Below are 18,958 nucleotides of genomic sequence, written 5' to 3'. Positions count from 1 at the left end.
TATTCAAAAATTAAATTAGTATCCTTGTGTTTGACGCTGATGATTTACCTCATTTTTATCTAAATATGCTTTTTCAATCTCTTCTTGCTCAAATTCAAGTGCTTGTCCAAGTCGAAGATAGCTCGTAAATAATTCAATATAGTTTGTAATAGATGGTTGATCTGTAAAACGAATTACTTTCGCATATGTGTCTAAGAAAATTTCCACTTGTGTTTTATTCGTTTGTGCACATTTATAGAATAAGAAGTTTTTATCAATACCTAAATCAATTCCGATTGATAAAATAAAATGCAAACCATCTACGTATTCTTCTAATATTACTTCACGTTCCGAAGCTGGTTTGTTGCTCCAATATTTAAAACAACGTGTTTCATTTGCAAGTTCACCAATTTCTACAAGAAGAGCTAACATTTTTTCTTTTAACAATTTTTTCGGTTGTAAGTCATGTTCTTTTGCAATACGGTCATCTAATTCTTTTTGTAATTTAAATAGTTGTAGTAAGTCCATTCTATTGTCCTCCTCCAACATCGCATTTTACGCAACAATGTTGTTTCATCTCAAAGTTCATTATTATGTTTCAGTTCTTATGAATAAGTCAGCTATCTACCTCTTTATAAAATAGCTTGTCCTTAATTTGCAAATACGTTTCAGTCATCACTCTTAAATTGTTCATCTGATGAAAGTTCCATATCACCTTTCCATTATAGCAGTGTCGTTTCGGCTAGGAAAGATACTCTTCTTTCCAAACGTGCATAATTAAAAAAAGCCAGGAGGATTCTCCTGACTTCATATGTATATTCTTCTATATCGCTATAGTTTTTACGTTGATTTTGTCATATCGATAACAACACATCCGTTAATCTTTAGAACTTCAAACTTCTCTCTGAACACAAACAAAAAACCTTAGAAGAAAATTCTTCTAAGGTTTCAACTAATTAATTAGTTAATGTTGTTTTTTGCAACTGTTGCTAATTCAGCGAAAGCTTTTTCGTCATGAACAGCTAAGTCAGCAAGCATCTTACGGTTAACTTCGATGCCAGCATTTTTAAGACCGTGCATTAAGCGGCTGTAAGAAAGACCATTCATACGAGCTGCTGCGTTGATACGTGTAATCCATAATTTACGGAAGTCACGTTTCTTTTGACGGCGGTCACGGAATGCATACATTAGAGATTTCATAACCTGTTGGTTAGCAACCTTGAATAATGTATTTTTTGAACCGTAGTAACCTTTTGCTAATTTAATTACTTTTTTACGACGTTGACGAGTAACTGTACCACCTTTTACTCTTGGCATAATATTACCTCCTAATTGTTCTATATATCAGCCGAACTTATTTTAAGTTGTCAAGCATTTGACGAATGCGTTTGAAGTCACCAGCGCTTACTACACCAGCTTTACGTAGTTTACGTTTAGCTTTTGTAGATTTGTTAGCGAATAAATGGCTTGTGTAAGCGTGAGAACGTTTCAGTTTACCTGATCCAGTCTTTTTGAAACGCTTTGCAGCGCCGCGATGAGTTTTTTGTTTAGGCATAGGTATTTCCTCCTCTATCTATTACTTATCGTTTTTCGGTGCTAAAACTAAGAACATACTGCGTCCTTCCATTTTAGGCTTAGATTCAACTGTACTAACTTCAGCACAAGCTTCTGAGAAGCGATCTAAAACACGTTGACCGATTTCTTTATGAGTAATGGCACGTCCTTTAAAGCGAATTGACGCTTTAACCTTGTCGCCTTTCTCTAAAAACTTGATAGCATTACGAAGTTTTGTGTTAAAGTCGTGTTCATCAATTGTTGGACTTAAACGAACTTCTTTCATGCTAATTACTTTTTGATTTTTGCGCTGCTCTTTTTCTTTCTTCTGTTGCTCAAAGCGGAATTTACCGTAGTCCATAATGCGGCATACTGGCGGTTTCGCATTTGGAGCAACTAATACTAAATCAAGATTAAGATTTGCAGCTAAGTCTAAAGCGTCATTACGAGACTTGATTCCAAGTTGATCGCCATTTGCGCCAACTAAACGTACTTCACGTGCACGAATTTGCTCGTTAATCATCATATCCTTGCTAATAGTAAGCCACCTCCAAGGTTTTCTCAGAACATATTTTGTAGTCATAGAACCCGACAAAAAAAGTGCGGGCATACGACACCCACACTTGTAAAATCTTAAGTAAGAAATACATTTACCTGCTAACTGCGAATGCGTCCATCAGGTGAGAAGCGGGTGCTTCTACTTGTTCCACAAAACAATATTCTATTATCCTTGATGAGTTTATCATAGGACATGACGTCTGTCAAGAAGACGCGATGTGTTTTACTAACAACAAGAAATATTGTAACAAACAACTAACATACTTGCAATACTTTTTTATGATAAGTGTTACATGGTTATTTTTTCTAGTTTTTCTCTTTTATATTACAAAGAAAAGCCGCGGTATACCGCGGCTTTTTCTTATCGTTTTCCTTCTACTTTAATCATATCAACAAAAGCATCTAATGCGATTGTTTCTGATTTTTGTTCACCATATTTACGTACGTTTACGCCGTTTTCAGTTACTTCATTGTCACCTACTACAAGCATGTACGGAATTTTTTGCATTTGTGCTTCACGGATTTTGTAACCGATCTTCTCTTCACGAGTGTCTAATTCAACACGGATACCAGCACGACGCAATTCGTCTTGTACTTTCTTCGCATAGTCTAAATGTACTTGCGGAGAAACTGGAATTACTTGTACTTGAACTGGAGCTAACCAAGTTGGGAATGCACCTTTGTATTCTTCAATTAAGAAGGCTACGAAGCGTTCCATAGTTGATACAACACCACGGTGAATTACAACTGGACGATGTTGCTTACCGTCTTCGCCAACATAAGTTAATTCAAAGCGTTCTGGAAGTAAGAAGTCTAATTGTACAGTTGAAAGTGTTTCGTCTTTTCCAAGAGCAGTACGAACTTGAACATCAAGTTTTGGACCGTAGAATGCTGCTTCACCTTCAGCTTCATAGTAATCAAGACCCATTTCATCCATAGCTTCTTTTAACATACCTTGTGCTTTTTCCCACATCTCATCATCCGCATAATACTTTTTAGTATCTGCTGGATCACGATAAGATAGACGGAATGAGTAGTTCTCTAAACCGAAATCTTTGTACACTTCTAGAGTTAAGTTTACAACACGTTTTAACTCTTCTTTAATTTGATCTGGACGAACGAAAATGTGCGCATCGTTTAAAGTCATTCCGCGTACACGTTGTAATCCAGATAACGCACCTGACATTTCATAACGGTGCATTGTTCCAAGTTCCGCAATACGGATTGGTAATTCACGGTAGCTGTGAATATCATTTTTATAAACCATCATATGGTGAGGACAGTTCATTGGACGAAGAACTAATTCTTCATTATCCATTTCCATTGATGGGAACATGCCATCACGGTAGTGATTCCAGTGACCAGAAGTTTCATATAACTCTCTACTTCCTAATACTGGAGTGTATACGTGATCATAGCCTAAGCTTGCTTCTTTATCAACGATGTAACGCTCGATAATACGACGAATTGTTGCACCCTTTGGTAACCAAAGTGGTAAACCTTGTCCTACTTTTTGGCTATTAGTAAATAGTTTTAATTCTTTACCTAATTTACGGTGATCGCGCTCTTTCGCTTCTTCAAGCATACGTAAGTGCTCATCTAATTCTGCTTTCTTAACGAATGCAGTACCGTAAATACGTTGTAACATTTTATTATTGCTATCGCCGCGCCAGTAAGCACCTGCAACGCTTAATAATTTAAACACTTTAATTTTCCCTGTAGATGGAAGGTGAACACCACGGCAAAGGTCGAAGAATTCGCCTTGCTCATAGATTGAAATAACTGCATCCTCTGGAAGATCGTTAATTAAATCTAATTTTAACTCATCACCAATTTCTTCAAAGCGACGAAGTGCTTCTGCACGTGGTACTTCATGACGAACGATTTCTAAGTTTTCGTTCACGATTTTTTGCATTTCTTTTTCGATTTTCTTGAAGTCTTCAACTGTAATTGCTTCTTCCATATCGATATCGTAATAGAAGCCATTTTCAATTACTGGACCAATGCCAAGCTCAAGCTTAACATCTTTATATAAACGTTTTAACGCTTGTGCTAAAAGGTGGGCTGTTGAATGGCGTAAAATATATAAGCCATCTTCAGAATCTAATGTAATAATAGAAACTGCACCATCTTCTTCGATTGGTGTAACAAGATCGATCATCTCATCGTTTAATTTTCCAGCTACAGCTTTTTTCTTTAAGCCTGGGCTAATAGAAGCTGCGATTTCTTCAGTTGTTACGCCTTTTGGAAACTCCTTCACAGCTCCATCAGGGAAAGTAATTTTAACTACATCTGCCATCACTGGTCACTCCTCTTTTTCTCAAAATAAAAAACACTCATCCCGTAAAAAGGGACGAGTGTTGAATTCGTGGTTCCACCCTTGTTCCAATTAACATAATTGTTAATTGCTCAAGTTCAACATAACGGTGTTGTCCGTTAGCAATTACTAGAAAAACCGTTCACTGCTAAAGTTTAGAGGTGGTAAGTAATAATCCCGTACTAGGAAGCTCACACCCTAAGGCTTCCCTCTCTGAAAATCGTAGAAAACTACTCATGTCCTCATCATGACATTTCGATATATTTCATTTATGTAGGTAATTATATGCTCAAAAACTTAGAAAATCAAGGGCGTTACCTTTATTTTTTAAATTTTTCACATTGCGCTCAAAATCATGTAATCCATGTAATTGGACCCGTTCTTGAAACACATTTCGCAAAGTAATAATCATATTATGGTCTTGTTCTTTCGTATATAAATAAATCTTTTTGGGCGAAATAGAAAGAAGCGGCGCAATTACTTTCGTATCAATATATACATCATTTTGCTTTAATAATTCCTCATCTATATATTGGACCAACTTCTCCTGTTTTAAACGTCTACCTTTATCATCATAAAAGATAAAGCTTTCATCAAAAATAAGATGCACGCAGGACAAGCGTGATTTACGGCTACTTACTTGTTGCCGAAGCGTCTCAATGAACATTTGGTATTCTTGCTCCATCTTATATTCATCAATTGCCACTTCCGCAAGTTTAGCCACCATTTCCCTATATGTACGAAGACGAAAACGGATATATGATGAAAACGAGAATGAGAGCGGATCACAAAGCCAATTATTTAAAGAAGACTTAATATATGACTCAAATGCGTTACGCGTTAAATCCTGAGCTACACCTTTTCTTCTTCCCTTTAAAATCTCATGTGCCATGTGCAATATTTGATGACACTCTTCTTGTTCTTCATAAAAAAACTTTTCTTTTAAAATCGTATAAATCCACTCATTTTGTTTCACATTCACAATGAAATACACCATTACTGGCAATAAGATCTTTTCAATATAATTCGATTCACGTACTGGTATGTGAATTACCACTTTTTGTTCCTGTAAATACACACTCGTTTCCTTATATAATACTTCCGCTCTTTTCAGCAATTGTCTATATACGTGCATAGCATCATTTTTTTCTTCGAAGCAAATTTCAATCACTTTTGTCCCCCCTTTTATCCCAGCTCTAAAGGACTGTATCTATACGTTACAAATCCTATAAGAGTCCGTCCCGCGTGAATTTCACTCTTAGTAGAATTACATTTCCTATCGTTAGAAAATCCACTCAATATGGCTTGCTAATTTTATATATATTAAGGGAGGGAGAAAAAAATGATACAAGCTACTATGAATTTTTTTATTGTATACTTTACTTATTAGTAAAGGGGGGCATCTGAATGTTTGAATATAAATTCGTAAAAGTCGAATTGCATTGGGGGCTCACTCGCTCAAAACTAGCTGAAGACTACCAAGAAATTATTCAAGAACACGCTAGAGATGACTGTAGGTTCGTACAGATTGTTGCCCCTACGATTGGCAGTTCTGGACAACCTGAATATTTCGACCTCATATTTGAAAAGAAAATATCACTATAATACAAAAGAGCAAGCTTCTCAGCTTGCTCTTTTACTTATGACGACGGTTTTTCCCACCAATTGGAATTGGTTTCGCTAAATATTTAATTCGTTCCATAATACGTGCTGCCTTCATTTCTTCAGCCTCACCACGTTGTGTATACGTTAAATGATGTTCCAATTGTTTAAAATCAAAATTAGACGTAAAGAACGTCGGTAAGTTTTCTAACATACGGAATTGCAAGATTGCACCAAGTACATCGTCACGCACAAAGCTCGACATCGCTTCTGCCCCGATATCATCTAACATTAAAACTTGTACGCGTTTAACCGCATCAATCTTTTCGCCAATCGAATTATCTTGAATCGAACTTTTAATTTCACGTAAAAATTCCGGGAAGTATACGAGCATCGAACTTATTTTCTTTCGAGCAAGCTCGTTCGCAATTGCTCCTAAAAGGTACGTTTTTCCTACACCAAATTTACCGTACAAATATAAACCTTGTGCTTTTTTACCTGGTTCATATGTACTTAAAAATTCATTCGCTGCGCCAATTGCATCGATACGTGCATTTAAGTCAGAAGGGTCTAAGTTTTCCATAGTTGCCTGTAAAATATCCGTTGGCATATATACACTTTGAACGAGTTTTTCATATTTCTTTCTCTCGTCATATGCTACTTTTCTAACGCAACGATCGTATTGAATATCAATCATCTTCCCTTGAATAACAAGCTTTGGCTCGTATCCTTGTAGCATATTTTTACATGCACCTAAATCCGGACAATCCACGCAACCTACACTTTGTCCAATATATTCATATAACTTCACAAGACTGCGCTCAATCATAGAAGTCGTTACTTCACCTTTATGTTCGTCAATAAATTCTTTTACACGCGGGTGCGCCATTACTTCTGCCTTTAATACTTCATATCTATTTTTAAAGTTTTCATTTTCCATTAATTTTGTAAATGAATTTTGAATATGCTCCATTTTCTCACCTCAAAGAGCGTTCATTCTCTTCTATTAATCACGCTTATATTTTTTTAACACTTCTTCTAATCGTTTTCGTTCATCTTCTAGCGTACTTGCATCTTTTTCTACACTTACATCTTTCTTCGCCGTTTCTTTCTCTTGTTCTTTCGGCTCTTCTTCCTTAAGCCAATCTGGCACCATTTCTTTTCGTACCGTTTTCTTCGCCGTACGGCCTTTTTTCTTCGTCTCAGCCCACTCTTGATATTGACGGTTCTCTTCTTTCGCTAACGCCATCGCGTCCGCTACTGTACCGACCTTTTTACGTGCCCAATGCCCAGCAATCTTCTCGACATACGTTTTCGCAAGTTTCATATCTGAGCGTAGCATAACGTAATAAATAAGTACATTCACAACTCCTGGTGTCAATTTTTGATTAATCATGACATCTTCAACGATTTGCAAGTCCGCTTTCGTTGCCTCTGCACCACCAGAAATCTCTTTCAATAGTTGTTTTGGCGAGATTTCCTCTAGCTGCTTTATTAACATCTCCTCTTGTGATGAAGGCTCTTTCTCTTTCATCGTACGTGCAGCATGAGGCTGTACTCTTTCACTTAGTACCGGTAATGCTTGACCATTTTCAAATTGATACCAATCGCGCGCTCCTTTTCTAAGCCTTTCCATATCAATTGTTTGCATCTCTGTCACCGCACCAAGAACGATATTTTGCATCGATAACACATCTACACCATACACGTAAGCAAGTGTTATAACGCAGTCTCTTACTTGATCTGTAATCGCCTTTTTAGGAACAAGAGCGGACAATCCATCTACAAATAAAGAGAAATCAAAGAAATCATTCCAAACTTTCGGAGCGTCTCCCTTCTCGTTACTTGGCATAGTTGTCGTTTTTGGAATACGAAGGTCTTCTTGCGCATGCTCAAGCTGTCCTGGATTAAACGAACCAAACACATCATTGAAAGAGCGCGTAACATTTTCATAAGAAGCAAAATCAAATTCTTCTTCTAAGAAATATTGCTTTACTTGATTATATTTTGTCCGACTCAATCGATTGTATAAAAAGATACTTAAAACAATATCATCAAAAAACTGCTTCGGAGATAAAGGTGGTTGCAACTCATATATGAACATTCGAATATCTTTTTCTTTCTTAATATATACCTTCAAAAGCCCAATTGCCTCTAACTTTACTCGTTCCTCATATATTTCAGGAAGTTGCATTTGCATAGTCACCATAAGGGAATGATGTGTATTTTCTTTTCCAAATACACGATCTTGCTCTAGCTCCCCCCATAGTGTCATGTATAAGCTAAAAGCTCTACTACCTATTAACGGCTGATACAACATCGTTAATACTTTTCGGTCGTAATTATGCAGTAGCCCTTTCGCACTTACTTTATAACGATCAATCGGCAATAGCTCCATCCATGACTGTTTTTCCATTCTTGCTTTTCCTTTCTCTCATCCAATCTATCCTCTACTTCATTCCTTCTATCTTCATTATATAAATTCTTAGTGAAAAAGAGCTATTAGCTTTCGCTTCTAGCTCTCTTATCCTATTACTTACGGTATGTAAAGAGAATAAAATACAACTTCTACTCTCTTTCTTTTTGCAGTATATCTTTTAATTCTTCAATAAATACATTTAAATCTTTAAATTGACGATATACAGAAGCAAAACGTACATAAGCAACATCATCAATATCGCGAAGTTCTTCCATAACAATTTCACCAATCATATCACTTTTCACTTCTGATATACCTAAATTACGCAGTTCACGTTCCACGCTTTGTGTTACTTCTTCTAATTGTCTTAAAGATACTGGTCTTTTTTCACACGCTTTAATTAAACCACGTAAAATCTTTTCTTTATTAAACTCTTCTCGTGTGCCTTCTTTTTTAACAACGATAAGAGGTGACTCTTCTACCCTTTCAAAGGTCGTAAAGCGACTTAAACAACTTTCACACTCTCTTCTTCTTCGAATAGAGCGCCCCTCGTCTACCGGACGCGAATCTAACACTCTTGTACCATTATGAGAACAGGATGGACAACGCAATTCATTCACTCCTTTACACTATACTCTTTATTTTTCTCTACTCAATTCACCTAAAATATATATACAATATTATATAACTCATTCTAACTCTCTTACCACTTTAAGTTTCAGCGCATCACTTTATCATCTCATACTTAAAAATAAGATGGTATATAGGGCACTACCTCATTTGCAAGAGTCCAATGTATTCAACTAACGAGTACGTTATATTTTTCCTTTTTTATAAACTAAAAAAGAGGTGCATTATACACCTCTTTACATTTTAAATCAATTATGTTCTTTTTTAAAGAGCTTTTGTTTCTCTCTGCTTAATTTCGAAGCTACCAGTGCCTCGAGGAAGCTCGATGCTCTCACGCGTTTTCGCGTTTAAACCTTCTGCAATATATTCTGCAGCAACATTTGGATCAATACGATCCCCACAAGTATAAACATCAATACTTGCGTAACCGTGCTCCGGAAAGCTATGAATTGTTAAATGTGATTCTGAGATAATTACTACTCCACTTACACCTTGTGGTGCAAATTTATGGAAAGCAACCTCACGCACTTCAGCACCAGCTCTTAGTGCTGCATCCACAAATAATTGTTCAATATACGGCATGTCATTAAGCTTGTCGAAATCGCAATCCCAAAGTTCAGCGATCACGTGACGACCCATCGTATCCATAGTATCCATTCTACAGTTCCCCCTTGTAAATTTATTCTAACTGTTCGAATTGAAAACTAATTTGCAATTTGGCTTGCTCCACTACCACGGGGGAAAGTTAGTCCAGAGAGGTCCTAACCCTTTAAGTAGTGACTACGTACCTCAGCTCTTAAGTTTACGAGTGTTAGTATACTTTGTTTATTTTCATTTTGCAACAACAGTTTTTTCGATTTTCTGTCATATTTTCCTCTTTACTTTTCCCTAAAAAAAATAAACGATTCACAAATGCAGTAATCACAACGTTTCGTGGTATGTCCACTTTTTAAAATATACTTATATAATTTTTTTCCTTTTCAGAAAAAAATAAAAAAAGAGGGCAAATATTGCCTTGCCCTCTCCTCCCTTATTCACTTAAATGTGTTGCACATTTTCTTGTTTCGCTAACTCTTCAACAACTAACGTTACAAGATCTACAACACGACGAGAGTAGCCCCACTCGTTATCATACCAAGCAAGTACTTTCACTTTACGATCACCCATTACCATTGTAGATAAACCATCGATAATAGCTGAATGTGTATTTGTATTAAAGTCGATAGATACTAAAGGCTCTTCGCTGAATTCTACAATACCTTTTAACGCACCGTTTGCAACAGTTTTGAATGCATCATTAATAGCTTCAACTGTCACATCGCGTTTTACATCTACTACTAAGTCAACAAGAGACACGTTTGGTGTTGGTACACGAAGTGCCATACCATGAAGTTTTCCGTTTAAGTGCGGAAGAACTTTTGCTAGCGCTTTCGCAGCACCTGTCGTTGTCGGAATGATTGATTGTCCGCAAGCACGTGCTCTTCTTAAATCTTTATGTGGGTTATCAATATTTTTTTGGTCATTTGTATAAGCGTGAACTGTCGTCATTAAACCGTTTTCAATTCCAAACTGCTCATCTAACACCTTCACAACAGGCGCTAAACAGTTTGTTGTACAAGATGCATTTGAAATAACAGTATGTTTTGTAATATCTAATTGGTCTTCGTTCACACCAACTACAATTGTTACATCTTCATTTTTACCAGGCGCTGTTAAAATAACTTTTTTCGCTCCAGCTTCAACGTGAAGAATTGCTTTTTCTTTTGAATTAAATTTACCAGTTGCTTCAATTACAACTTCAACACCTAAATCTGTCCAAGGCAATTCCTTTGGATCGCGGTTGTTTAAAAGGCGAATCATTTTTCCATCAACTAATAAGTGATCTTCAAATGCTTCTACTGTTCCGTCAAACTTGCCATGAACTGTATCATATTTAATTAAGTGTGCTAACGTTTCAGATGGATAGCTTGCATTGATTGCTACAATTTCGAATGCGCTTTCTTTTATTGCTTGACGAAATACCATTCTCCCAATACGTCCAAATCCATTAATTGCCACACGAGTCATAATATGTTATCCCCCTTGAATGCGTTATACTATTTATCTCCAATCCCAATAATAGTATAACACAAAAAGGAGATATGTCACTAAGCATTTTCATTAATTTCACAATTTTTTAGTCAATAATGTTCCACTTCTTTAAAATTACCTGCAATTGTGTTTTCGTTCCCATAATTGTGCCATCATTATTTATCACTTCATCTGCATTTTTCACTTTTTCTTCTAACGGCATTTGAGATTGAATACGAGCTGTTGCTTCTTCTTCTGAAAAGTTATTTCGTTTCATTAAACGTTCTAATTGCGTATGCGGCTTAACCGCTACAACTAAAATGCGGTCAACGAGACTTGTTAATTTGCTTTCAAATAAGAGAGGAATATCTAACACAACCGCTTGCACACCTTCTTTTATGTACATTTCCTTTTGCCTATTCATTTCCTCACGCACTGCAGGATGCACAATTTTATTTAACTGCAATCGTTTTTCTTCATTATAGAAAACGATGCTTCCCAATCTTGGACGATCTAGTTCCCCATCTTGTTGTAACACTTCCGCTCCAAACACTTCTACTATTTTGTTATATGCTGGTTTTCCTTGTTCTACAACTTCTCTTGCAATAACATCTGCATCAATAACTGGTATACTTAGCTCACGAAACATTTCTGATACCGTACTTTTTCCGCTTGCAATGCCTCCCGTTAATCCAATTACTACTGTCATAATAATCCTCCTCATAATAAAAGGCGCGAAACCAATGTTCCACGCCCATACTTACATTTTCCAAATTCCAATTATAATGAGTAATACCCCAGGCAGGAATGTAAATTTTTGTAACCACTTCATATTCGATAAAACCGTTCCAAGTTTCATTCCAATAAATAAAAACAAAGAACTCATAATTGCAACTAATATCGCCATCATAGCAGGTGCATACCCTAATAAAGATGCACCAATTCCGGCACCAAATGAGTCTACAGAAAGAGCGATACCAAGAAGCAATGCCTCTCCTGCAGAAATGGTGCCTGATTTATCAAAATCTGCTACAGTCGGTTTCCGTAAAATTTGAATCACTAGCCCTAGCGAGGCAATCTCTAATTTCCAGACCTTCTCCTCTTGCTTCGGTTCTTCTTTTTTCTCACTTCGAAAAAATTGATACAATACCCAAATCCCTATTCCAATAAGAACAAGCCCACCGATACGCGTTGCGATAACAGGTGAAAATACTTTCGCGATCATATGTCCAATTCCCATTGAAACAAGCATAACAGCCGCTGAACACATTCCGATAATTATAATTGATCTTAGTGGAATTCTTACGCTTCTTAAACCATATGTTAGCCCTACACTACAGCTATCTAAGCTTAATGTAAAAGCTAATAAAATAAGAGATAAATAAAGGTACATCGGTAAGCTCCTCCCTTATACATAGCTCTGCTGTATGTATATGACAAATGCCTATCCGATGTTATCTCTTTTCTATATTCTTGGCTGACAAATTGGGCAGTAATGCGTTCCTCTTCCGCCAACAACTGTTTTTTCTAATATCGTACCGCAAGTTACACACGGTTCTCCTTTTTTTCCGTATACATTTAGGAGTTCTTGGAACGAACCAATTTGCCCTTGTGAGTTGATATACGTTCGAATTGTACTTCCGCCACGCTTCACTGCTTCGCCTAGCGTTGTAACGGTAGCCTCATAAATTCGCTCAATTTCTTCTATTGTCAAAGACGAAGCTTCTCGTTCCGGATGAATTTGAGAACGGAATAAAACTTCATCTACATATATATTTCCAAGCCCTACTAAAAGACGCTGGTCCAATAGCACAACTTTTATTTTACGATTTGTCTTTTGCAATCTTTCTTGTAAATACCGTGGTGTCAATTCAGCATCAAACGGCTCCGGACCTAAGTCAGCAAGAGGCATTTGGTTCATCTCTTCACCTTTCTTAAAGAGATGCATCGTACCAAACTTTCTCACATCTTTATAATGTAATTCAGTTCCATCTGTAAATAAGAAACGGACGTGCGTATGTTTATCAATCGGCTCATCCTCTTGATGTAGTAAAAACTTACCTTCCATACGCAAATGTGAAACAATAACATAATTTGTTACATATAGAAGCAAAAACTTTCCTCTTCGCTTTATATTTTCAATCTTCTCGCCTTTTAGCATTTCTTTAAAGATTTCTGCATCATCTGGTCGTTTCACTATTTTTGGATAAGTAACAATAACATCTTCAATCGTTTTTCCTGTTACAAGATTTTCAAGTGTCCGTCTGACGTTTTCAACCTCTGGTAATTCAGGCATTTCATCACTTCCTTATTTTGCGTCGTACCAAGTTGGACCGTAAGAATAATCAACTTTCAGCGGAACTGCGAGTTCAATTGCATGCTCCATTACTTCAGGTACAAGCTTCTCTAATTTTTCAATTTCTTCTTTTGGCGCTTCAAATATCAATTCATCGTGTACTTGCAGAAGAAGACGTGCTTGTAATCCTTCTTCTTCTAAACGATCCGCCATAATAATCATAGCTTTTTTAATAATATCTGCTGCAGTACCTTGAATTGGTGTATTCATCGCTGTACGCTCAGCAAAGCTACGTAAATTGAAATTACGACTCGTAATTTCTGGAATATAACGACGACGATTTAATAATGTAGCCACATATCCTTTTTGTTTCGCATCTTTTACGATGTCCTCCATGTATTCTTGTACACCAGGGAAACTTTCTAAATACTTTTCAATAAATTCCGCTGCTGCTTTTCTTGTAATTCCTAAGTTTTGTGAAAGACCATAATCACTAATACCATACACAATTCCGAAGTTAACAGCTTTCGCTTGTCTTCTCATATTTGAAGTTACTTCATCTTTTTCAACGCCAAATACATCCATAGCTGTTTTCGTATGAATATCCATGTCATGCTGGAATGCTTCAACTAGCCCTTTATCATTTGCAATATGAGCTAATACACGCAATTCGATTTGTGAATAATCAGCCGCATACATAATCCAACCTTCTTCTGATGGAACAAATGCCTGACGAATCTTTCTTCCTTCTTCTAATCGAATCGGGATATTTTGCAAGTTCGGATCCGTTGAACTTAATCGACCTGTTTGCGTTAACACTTGATTAAAGCGAGTATGAATTTTAGATGAATCTTCATGTACAACTTTCAGTAAACCTTCAATATAAGTTGAATTTAGCTTCCCTAATTGACGATAATGTAAAATGTTTGGAATAATTTCATGGCGATCCATAAGCTTGTCTAATACATCAGCTGACGTAGAATAACCTGTTTTCGTCTTTTTAATAACCGGTAAGTTTAAGTTCTCAAACAGAATTACACCAAGCTGCTTCGGTGAATTAATATTAAATTCTGTTCCCGCAAGCTTATAAATTTCCTGTTCCATTTCCTTTAATCTACCTGCGAGTTCTTCTCCCATATTACGAAGACGCTCCGTATCAACTTTTACACCTTTTACTTCCATATCAGCTAATACACGCGCAAGTGGCAATTCTAACTCTGTAAACAGTTCATATTGCTCATTCTTCTTTAACTCTTCAACGAATGTTTGCTTTACATCATATAATACATGCACTTTACGAGCCACATGCTCCGCTACTACTTCTAACTCTGGAACAGCACGCTTCGCACCTTTTCCGTAAACTTCTTCATCTGATTTCACAGCATGCGTTTCTTTCATTTTCGCTACAGTACGGAAATCTTTATCTGTATCAGCCGGGTCAAGTAAATAAGCAGCGATTAATAGATCAAAGTCAATCCCTTGCATATCTATCCCATTCCATTTCAGTGCAACGATTGCTCGCTTCGCATCAAATGTATGCTTTCTCATTTCTCCATTTGCAAGCCATGCTTTAAATGCATCCGATGCAAGAGCAATATCCTTCTGAATAAAGTAGCAACCATTTTCATTTTGAATACCAAAGCCTTGAATGTCCGCCTTATGATAATTATCTTCTTGCACTTCAACAATAAGTGCACTATCTTGCTGAAGCATTTCTTCTGTAACTTCTTCCACAATATCAAATGTAATATCATCTAATTCAGCTGGAGCTGTTTCTTCTGGCGTAACGCCTAATTTATTTAAAAGAGATGTAAATCCTAAACTCTCGAACATTGGAATCACATCACTTGCTTCATATCCTTTATACGCCATATCATCCACATGAACTGTAATCGGCGCATCTGTAATAATAGTCGCTAGATCTTTACTCATAAGAGCTTGTTCTTTATTTTCTTCCAGTTTTTCTTTTAATTTCTTCCCGCTTACTTGATCTAGATTTTCATACACTTCTTCAACCGTTCCAAACTGTGTTAACAATTTAATCGCCGTTTTTTCACCAACTCCTGGTACACCCGGAATATTATCTGATTGGTCTCCCATTAAACCTTTCATATCGATAATTTGCTTTGGTGATAAGCTATATTTTTCAAATAAAGATTCTTTCGTATATTCATCTACTTCCGTAATCCCTTTTCGCGGAATACATACAAGCGTGTTATCAGAAACAAGTTGAAGTAAATCTTTATCTCCTGAAATAACTTTTACACTTGCTCCTTGTTCACTCGCTTCTTTTGCTAGCGTTCCCATAATATCATCCGCTTCATAATTTTCTAATTCATAACGCGGTACATTGAACGCATCCAGCATCTCACGAATAAACGGGAACTGCTCTGATAATTCAGGTGGAGTCTTTTGACGTCCTCCTTTATACTCACTATACGTTTTATGACGGAAGGTTGTTTTGCCTGCATCAAACGCCACTAACATATGAGTTGGCTTTTCTTCCTCTAATATTCTCATTAACATCATTGTAAAACCGTAAATTGCGTTCGTATGTATACCTTTGTCGTTATTTAAAAGCGGTAGTGCAAAGAAAGCACGATACGCGATATTATTACCATCTACTAATACGACCTTTTTTTCCAAAATTGAAACCTCCCCATACAAATTTGAAATGATTTTTTTCACAGAAAAAAACCGTTCCTTTCCTCTCTCTATATTAACATGACTAATAGAGAGAAGAAAAATAACGGTTATTTTCTTTCATATATAAAACAGACTTATATTGGCATAAAGGGAAGTGACGAGAACAGCTTAACTATTCTCGTCCAAAATTACTCCTTGGATGAAGGGGTTTTCATGTATTATATTAACAGAGCTTTATTAATATTTAATTAAGCCATTGTTAATATATTGTAAACATCCTTCATCCTATTTTTCAGTTGCTGATTTTGGTAAAACAACTGTAAATGTTGTCCCTTCCCCAACTTCACTATCCACTGTAATTGTACCGTGATGCGCCTCTACTAAATGCTTTACAATTGATAATCCGAGGCCTGTACCACCAGTATTTCTACTTCTCGCTTTATCCACTCGGTAAAAGCGTTCAAAAATACGCGGAATTTCCTCTTTACTAATACCAATTCCAGTATCCGATACTTTTATATAAGCATTATACTTATCTTCCGCTAACTCTACTGAAACAACGCCTCCAGCCGGTGTATATACGATCGCGTTATTTATTAAATTAATAAAGATTTGTTTCAAACGACTTGGATCTCCAATAACAGAAGCACGTTTTAATACATTCACTTGTAAAGAGATTTCTTTTTCTCCTGCTTTATTATCAAGCACCATATGAATATCTTCAAGCAGCCCCTTCATGTCAACGGTTCCCATATTTAATTTAAATCCTTGTTGTTCGATCTTCGACAAATCTAATAAATCTTCAATTAATCCTTGCATGCGCTCACTTTCTTTTAAAATAATGCGCAAGAAATGTTCGCAGAATTTTTTATTATCCATCGCTCCGTCTAAGAGTGTTTCTGAAAAACCTTTAATAGAAGTAATCGGTGTCTTTAATTCATGAGAAACATTCGCTAAAAAGTCTTTTCTCATTTGTTCTAATTTCTTTAACTCTGTTATGTCATGGAATACGAGAACAATCCCTTTCCATTCATGGTTTGTCCCGATAATCGGCGCTCCATATACTTCGAAATGCTTCCGCTCAATTCCAAGTGGCAATAACATTTGTTTACGCACTTTCACTTCTGTCATAAAGATTTCTTCTACAAGCTCAGTAATTTCTGTATGATGAAACGATTCATAATATAAGCGATCTAAATATTCTTCATCTGTTACGTGGAAAGTTTCCTTATAAGAGCGGTTTACAAGGTTTATATACCCGCGGCTATCAATTAAAATCATTCCGCTTCCCATATTTTCAATTAACGTATGCAGACGATCTTGCTGCATTTCTTGTTCAAGTGTCATCTCTTGTAAGTTACGAGCTAAAATATTAATTGCTTTACTCAGCATTCCTGTTTCATCCGAATGACTTTCGTATGCACGTGCTTTATAATTACCCTTTGCCAATTCAATTGCAACTTTTGTAACCGATTCAATCGGCCTAATATATTGCCCTGTAATTTTCATACCTAAAAATACAACTACGAGACAAGCAATAACAAATCCGATAATTAATAATCCCCACGTTTTTTGATGTACGTCTCTTAAAGGATCGATTGTACTTTTCACCAAAACGTATCCTTGTTTTCCTTCTACATCTTGAACGAACACCGCATGATAAAATTCATTCTTTCGATCTGTCTCTTTCGTAATCACTTTACTTCGTTGTTTTGCCACTTCCGAAGAAAGTTCTTTAATCGTTTCTGGACTAAATGCCAATTCTTGTCCTTTTCTATATTGAACTTTCTTTTTTTCATCCACAAATACGATAGAAGCTGGTATTTTTTCTTCTAACTTTTCAAATACGTATGGATTTTTTAAGACATTATCAAAACCTTGCTCTTCTGCTAACGCCGCAACATACTCTGTCTCTTTTACCATTCTCTCTTTAGCATGATCTATATAGTAGTTTTCAAACACAGTTTCTAGCAATAAACCTAGTCCAACTAAAATAAATACAATAAGAGAAACAAATGTAAAAAGAAGCCTGGAACGAAATTTATTCATTCCCTTTTGGCTCCTCTAATTTATATCCTAAACCACGTATCGTTTTAATGTACGTCGGTTTTTTCGTATTTTGTTCAATTTTATCGCGCAAATGGCTAATATGAACATCAACAATTCGCGTATCACCAGCAAAATCATAATTCCATACAGCACTTAATAATTGATCACGAGTCAACACGCGACTTTTATTTTTCGCAAGATACACAAGTAGTTCAAATTCTTTTGGTGTTAATTCAAGCTTTCTTCCTTGGAAATAAGCCTCATAAAACTCCGGTAAAATTTTAAGTTCTGCAATTGTGATGCTATCTTCATCTGGCGCTTCTGCAACTTGTTCTTCTTGTTGTAATTTCGTGCGGCGCAAAATCGCCTTCACACGAGCAACAACTTCCCTTGGACTAAATGGCTTCGTCATATAATCATCTGCCCCAAGTTCAAGGCCTAGCACCTTATCAAACTCATCATCTTTTGCCGTTAACATTAAAATCGGCGTCATAACGCGCTGCAATCGTAATTCTTTACACACTTCCATACCATCCATTTTCGGAAGCATTAAATCTAATATAATTAAATCTGGGCGTTCTGTTGTCGCTTTTTGAAGCGCCATTTCTCCATCCATCGCTGTTATAACTTCAAACCCAGCTTGTTGTAAATTAAATTCGATTAAAGTTAAGATAAATTCCTCATCATCAACTACTAAAATACGATTGTTCATTCTTTTCCTCCAAGTTATAGACTTGAAACCTTCTTCATCCTAGTATTTTCCCCGTTATTCTCATCATACTAGAAAACAAGGTCCCTCTCAATATAATTGTCTATTCATGGAGATCGTTTGTGTAGA

The 18,958-nt window shown here is 36.3% G+C and carries 18 protein-coding genes and 2 other annotated features; of the genes, 1 reads left to right on the top strand and 17 read right to left on the bottom strand.

What is annotated here, in order from left to right; translation table 11 throughout:
- Positions 1–15: 15 nt before the first annotated feature.
- The 6 genes from BUA87_RS18250 to ytxC form a co-directional block, all read right to left on the bottom strand.
- Entirely contained in the window at positions 16–507 is a 492-nt protein-coding gene (locus BUA87_RS18250; protein WP_000365050.1) for a dUTP diphosphatase, read from the bottom strand.
- Positions 508–939: 432 nt separating this feature from the next.
- Positions 940–1,296, bottom strand: a complete 357-nt coding sequence (gene rplT / locus BUA87_RS18245; protein WP_001138362.1) for a 50S ribosomal protein L20 — start codon at positions 1,294–1,296, stop codon at positions 940–942.
- A 37-nt stretch (positions 1,297–1,333) separates the two neighbouring features.
- Positions 1,334–1,534 (bottom strand): 50S ribosomal protein L35, encoded by a 201-nt coding sequence (gene rpmI, locus BUA87_RS18240; protein WP_001125945.1) that lies wholly within the window; start codon positions 1,532–1,534, stop codon positions 1,334–1,336.
- Positions 1,535–1,555: 21 nt separating this feature from the next.
- On the bottom strand, positions 1,556–2,059 hold the full coding sequence (gene infC / locus BUA87_RS18235) for a translation initiation factor IF-3 (RefSeq protein WP_000973215.1): 504 nt from the start codon (positions 2,057–2,059) through the stop codon (positions 1,556–1,558).
- Between the two features lie 62 nt (positions 2,060–2,121).
- Positions 2,122–2,242, bottom strand: a sequence feature (ribosomal protein L20 leader region).
- A 210-nt stretch (positions 2,243–2,452) separates the two neighbouring features.
- On the bottom strand, positions 2,453–4,390 hold the full coding sequence (thrS, locus tag BUA87_RS18230) for a threonine--tRNA ligase (RefSeq protein ID WP_000786077.1): 1,938 nt from the start codon (positions 4,388–4,390) through the stop codon (positions 2,453–2,455).
- A gap of 47 nt (positions 4,391–4,437) precedes the next feature.
- Positions 4,438–4,666: a binding site (T-box leader), on the bottom strand.
- Between the two features lie 31 nt (positions 4,667–4,697).
- Complete coding sequence (gene ytxC, locus BUA87_RS18225) at positions 4,698–5,579, bottom strand: putative sporulation protein YtxC (RefSeq protein ID WP_000569629.1); 882 nt, start codon at positions 5,577–5,579, stop codon at positions 4,698–4,700.
- 236 nt (positions 5,580–5,815) lie between these two features.
- Here ytxC and BUA87_RS18220 point away from each other — a divergent pair, with 236 nt between their 5' ends.
- Positions 5,816–6,013: a DUF4177 domain-containing protein gene (locus tag BUA87_RS18220; protein WP_072940425.1), complete on the top strand. Its 198-nt coding sequence runs from the start codon at positions 5,816–5,818 to the stop codon at positions 6,011–6,013.
- A gap of 31 nt (positions 6,014–6,044) precedes the next feature.
- On the opposite strand, the gene dnaI is transcribed toward BUA87_RS18220, so the two are convergent.
- The 11 genes from dnaI to phoP form a co-directional block, all read right to left on the bottom strand.
- Positions 6,045–6,983, bottom strand: a complete 939-nt coding sequence (gene dnaI / locus BUA87_RS18215; RefSeq protein ID WP_000400120.1) for a primosomal protein DnaI — start codon at positions 6,981–6,983, stop codon at positions 6,045–6,047.
- A gap of 33 nt (positions 6,984–7,016) precedes the next feature.
- On the bottom strand, positions 7,017–8,426 hold the full coding sequence (locus BUA87_RS18210; protein WP_000415025.1) for a replication initiation and membrane attachment family protein: 1,410 nt from the start codon (positions 8,424–8,426) through the stop codon (positions 7,017–7,019).
- A 152-nt stretch (positions 8,427–8,578) separates the two neighbouring features.
- On the bottom strand, positions 8,579–9,040 hold the full coding sequence (gene nrdR / locus BUA87_RS18205) for a transcriptional regulator NrdR (RefSeq protein ID WP_001203687.1): 462 nt from the start codon (positions 9,038–9,040) through the stop codon (positions 8,579–8,581).
- A 283-nt stretch (positions 9,041–9,323) separates the two neighbouring features.
- The gene (gene speD, locus BUA87_RS18200; protein WP_002003660.1) at positions 9,324–9,707 is read right to left on the bottom strand and encodes an adenosylmethionine decarboxylase; all 384 of its coding nucleotides are present in this window, start codon (positions 9,705–9,707) and stop codon (positions 9,324–9,326) included.
- 390 nt (positions 9,708–10,097) lie between these two features.
- On the bottom strand, positions 10,098–11,126 hold the full coding sequence (locus BUA87_RS18195) for a glyceraldehyde-3-phosphate dehydrogenase (protein WP_000198974.1): 1,029 nt from the start codon (positions 11,124–11,126) through the stop codon (positions 10,098–10,100).
- Positions 11,127–11,235: 109 nt separating this feature from the next.
- Positions 11,236–11,838, bottom strand: coding sequence for a dephospho-CoA kinase (coaE, locus tag BUA87_RS18190; RefSeq protein WP_000219287.1), 603 nt, complete (start codon positions 11,836–11,838; stop codon positions 11,236–11,238).
- 51 nt (positions 11,839–11,889) lie between these two features.
- A complete protein-coding gene (gene ytaF / locus BUA87_RS18185) occupies positions 11,890–12,522 on the bottom strand; it encodes a sporulation membrane protein YtaF (protein ID WP_000281743.1) in 633 nt (210 codons plus the stop codon).
- A gap of 72 nt (positions 12,523–12,594) precedes the next feature.
- Positions 12,595–13,425: a DNA-formamidopyrimidine glycosylase gene (gene mutM / locus BUA87_RS18180; RefSeq protein ID WP_001114476.1), complete on the bottom strand. Its 831-nt coding sequence runs from the start codon at positions 13,423–13,425 to the stop codon at positions 12,595–12,597.
- Between the two features lie 12 nt (positions 13,426–13,437).
- On the bottom strand, positions 13,438–16,071 hold the full coding sequence (gene polA / locus BUA87_RS18175; protein WP_000412829.1) for a DNA polymerase I: 2,634 nt from the start codon (positions 16,069–16,071) through the stop codon (positions 13,438–13,440).
- A 285-nt stretch (positions 16,072–16,356) separates the two neighbouring features.
- The gene (gene phoR / locus BUA87_RS18170) at positions 16,357–18,120 is read right to left on the bottom strand and encodes a sensory box histidine kinase PhoR (RefSeq protein WP_072940422.1); all 1,764 of its coding nucleotides are present in this window, start codon (positions 18,118–18,120) and stop codon (positions 16,357–16,359) included.
- On the bottom strand, positions 18,113–18,832 hold the full coding sequence (gene phoP, locus BUA87_RS18165; protein WP_001065220.1) for a two-component system response regulator PhoP: 720 nt from the start codon (positions 18,830–18,832) through the stop codon (positions 18,113–18,115). The genes phoR and phoP overlap by 8 nt, the downstream gene beginning before the upstream one ends.
- Between the last annotated feature and the right edge of the window lie 126 nt (positions 18,833–18,958).

Origin of the sequence: Bacillus sp. bc15, assembly GCF_900142585.1 — a bacterium.
GTDB lineage: Bacteria > Bacillota > Bacilli > Bacillales > Bacillaceae_G > Bacillus_A > Bacillus_A cereus.
Note: the sequence above shows the minus strand (reverse complement) of the source record. Positions and strands in the feature narration are given on the sequence as shown.

Excerpts from the sequence above, each read along its gene's own strand:
- dnaI (WP_000400120.1), bottom strand. The coding sequence starts at position 6,983 with ATGGAGCATATTCAAAATTCATTTACAAAATTAATGGAAAATGAAAAC.
- coaE (WP_000219287.1), bottom strand. The coding sequence starts at position 11,838 with ATGACAGTAGTAATTGGATTAACGGGAGGCATTGCAAGCGGAAAAAGT.
- thrS (WP_000786077.1), bottom strand. The coding sequence starts at position 4,390 with ATGGCAGATGTAGTTAAAATTACTTTCCCTGATGGAGCTGTGAAGGAG.
- BUA87_RS18250 (WP_000365050.1), bottom strand. The coding sequence starts at position 507 with ATGGACTTACTACAACTATTTAAATTACAAAAAGAATTAGATGACCGT.
- BUA87_RS18210 (WP_000415025.1), bottom strand. The coding sequence starts at position 8,426 with ATGGAAAAACAGTCATGGATGGAGCTATTGCCGATTGATCGTTATAAA.
- speD (WP_002003660.1), bottom strand. The coding sequence starts at position 9,707 with ATGGATACGATGGGTCGTCACGTGATCGCTGAACTTTGGGATTGCGAT.
- BUA87_RS18195 (WP_000198974.1), bottom strand. The coding sequence starts at position 11,126 with ATGACTCGTGTGGCAATTAATGGATTTGGACGTATTGGGAGAATGGTA.
- phoR (WP_072940422.1), bottom strand. The coding sequence starts at position 18,120 with ATGAATAAATTTCGTTCCAGGCTTCTTTTTACATTTGTTTCTCTTATT.
- BUA87_RS18220 (WP_072940425.1), top strand. The coding sequence starts at position 5,816 with ATGTTTGAATATAAATTCGTAAAAGTCGAATTGCATTGGGGGCTCACT.
- phoP (WP_001065220.1), bottom strand. The coding sequence starts at position 18,832 with ATGAACAATCGTATTTTAGTAGTTGATGATGAGGAATTTATCTTAACT.
- rplT (WP_001138362.1), bottom strand. The coding sequence starts at position 1,296 with ATGCCAAGAGTAAAAGGTGGTACAGTTACTCGTCAACGTCGTAAAAAA.
- mutM (WP_001114476.1), bottom strand. The coding sequence starts at position 13,425 with ATGCCTGAATTACCAGAGGTTGAAAACGTCAGACGGACACTTGAAAAT.
- ytaF (WP_000281743.1), bottom strand. The coding sequence starts at position 12,522 with ATGTACCTTTATTTATCTCTTATTTTATTAGCTTTTACATTAAGCTTA.
- infC (WP_000973215.1), bottom strand. The coding sequence starts at position 2,059 with ATGATGATTAACGAGCAAATTCGTGCACGTGAAGTACGTTTAGTTGGC.
- rpmI (WP_001125945.1), bottom strand. The coding sequence starts at position 1,534 with ATGCCTAAACAAAAAACTCATCGCGGCGCTGCAAAGCGTTTCAAAAAG.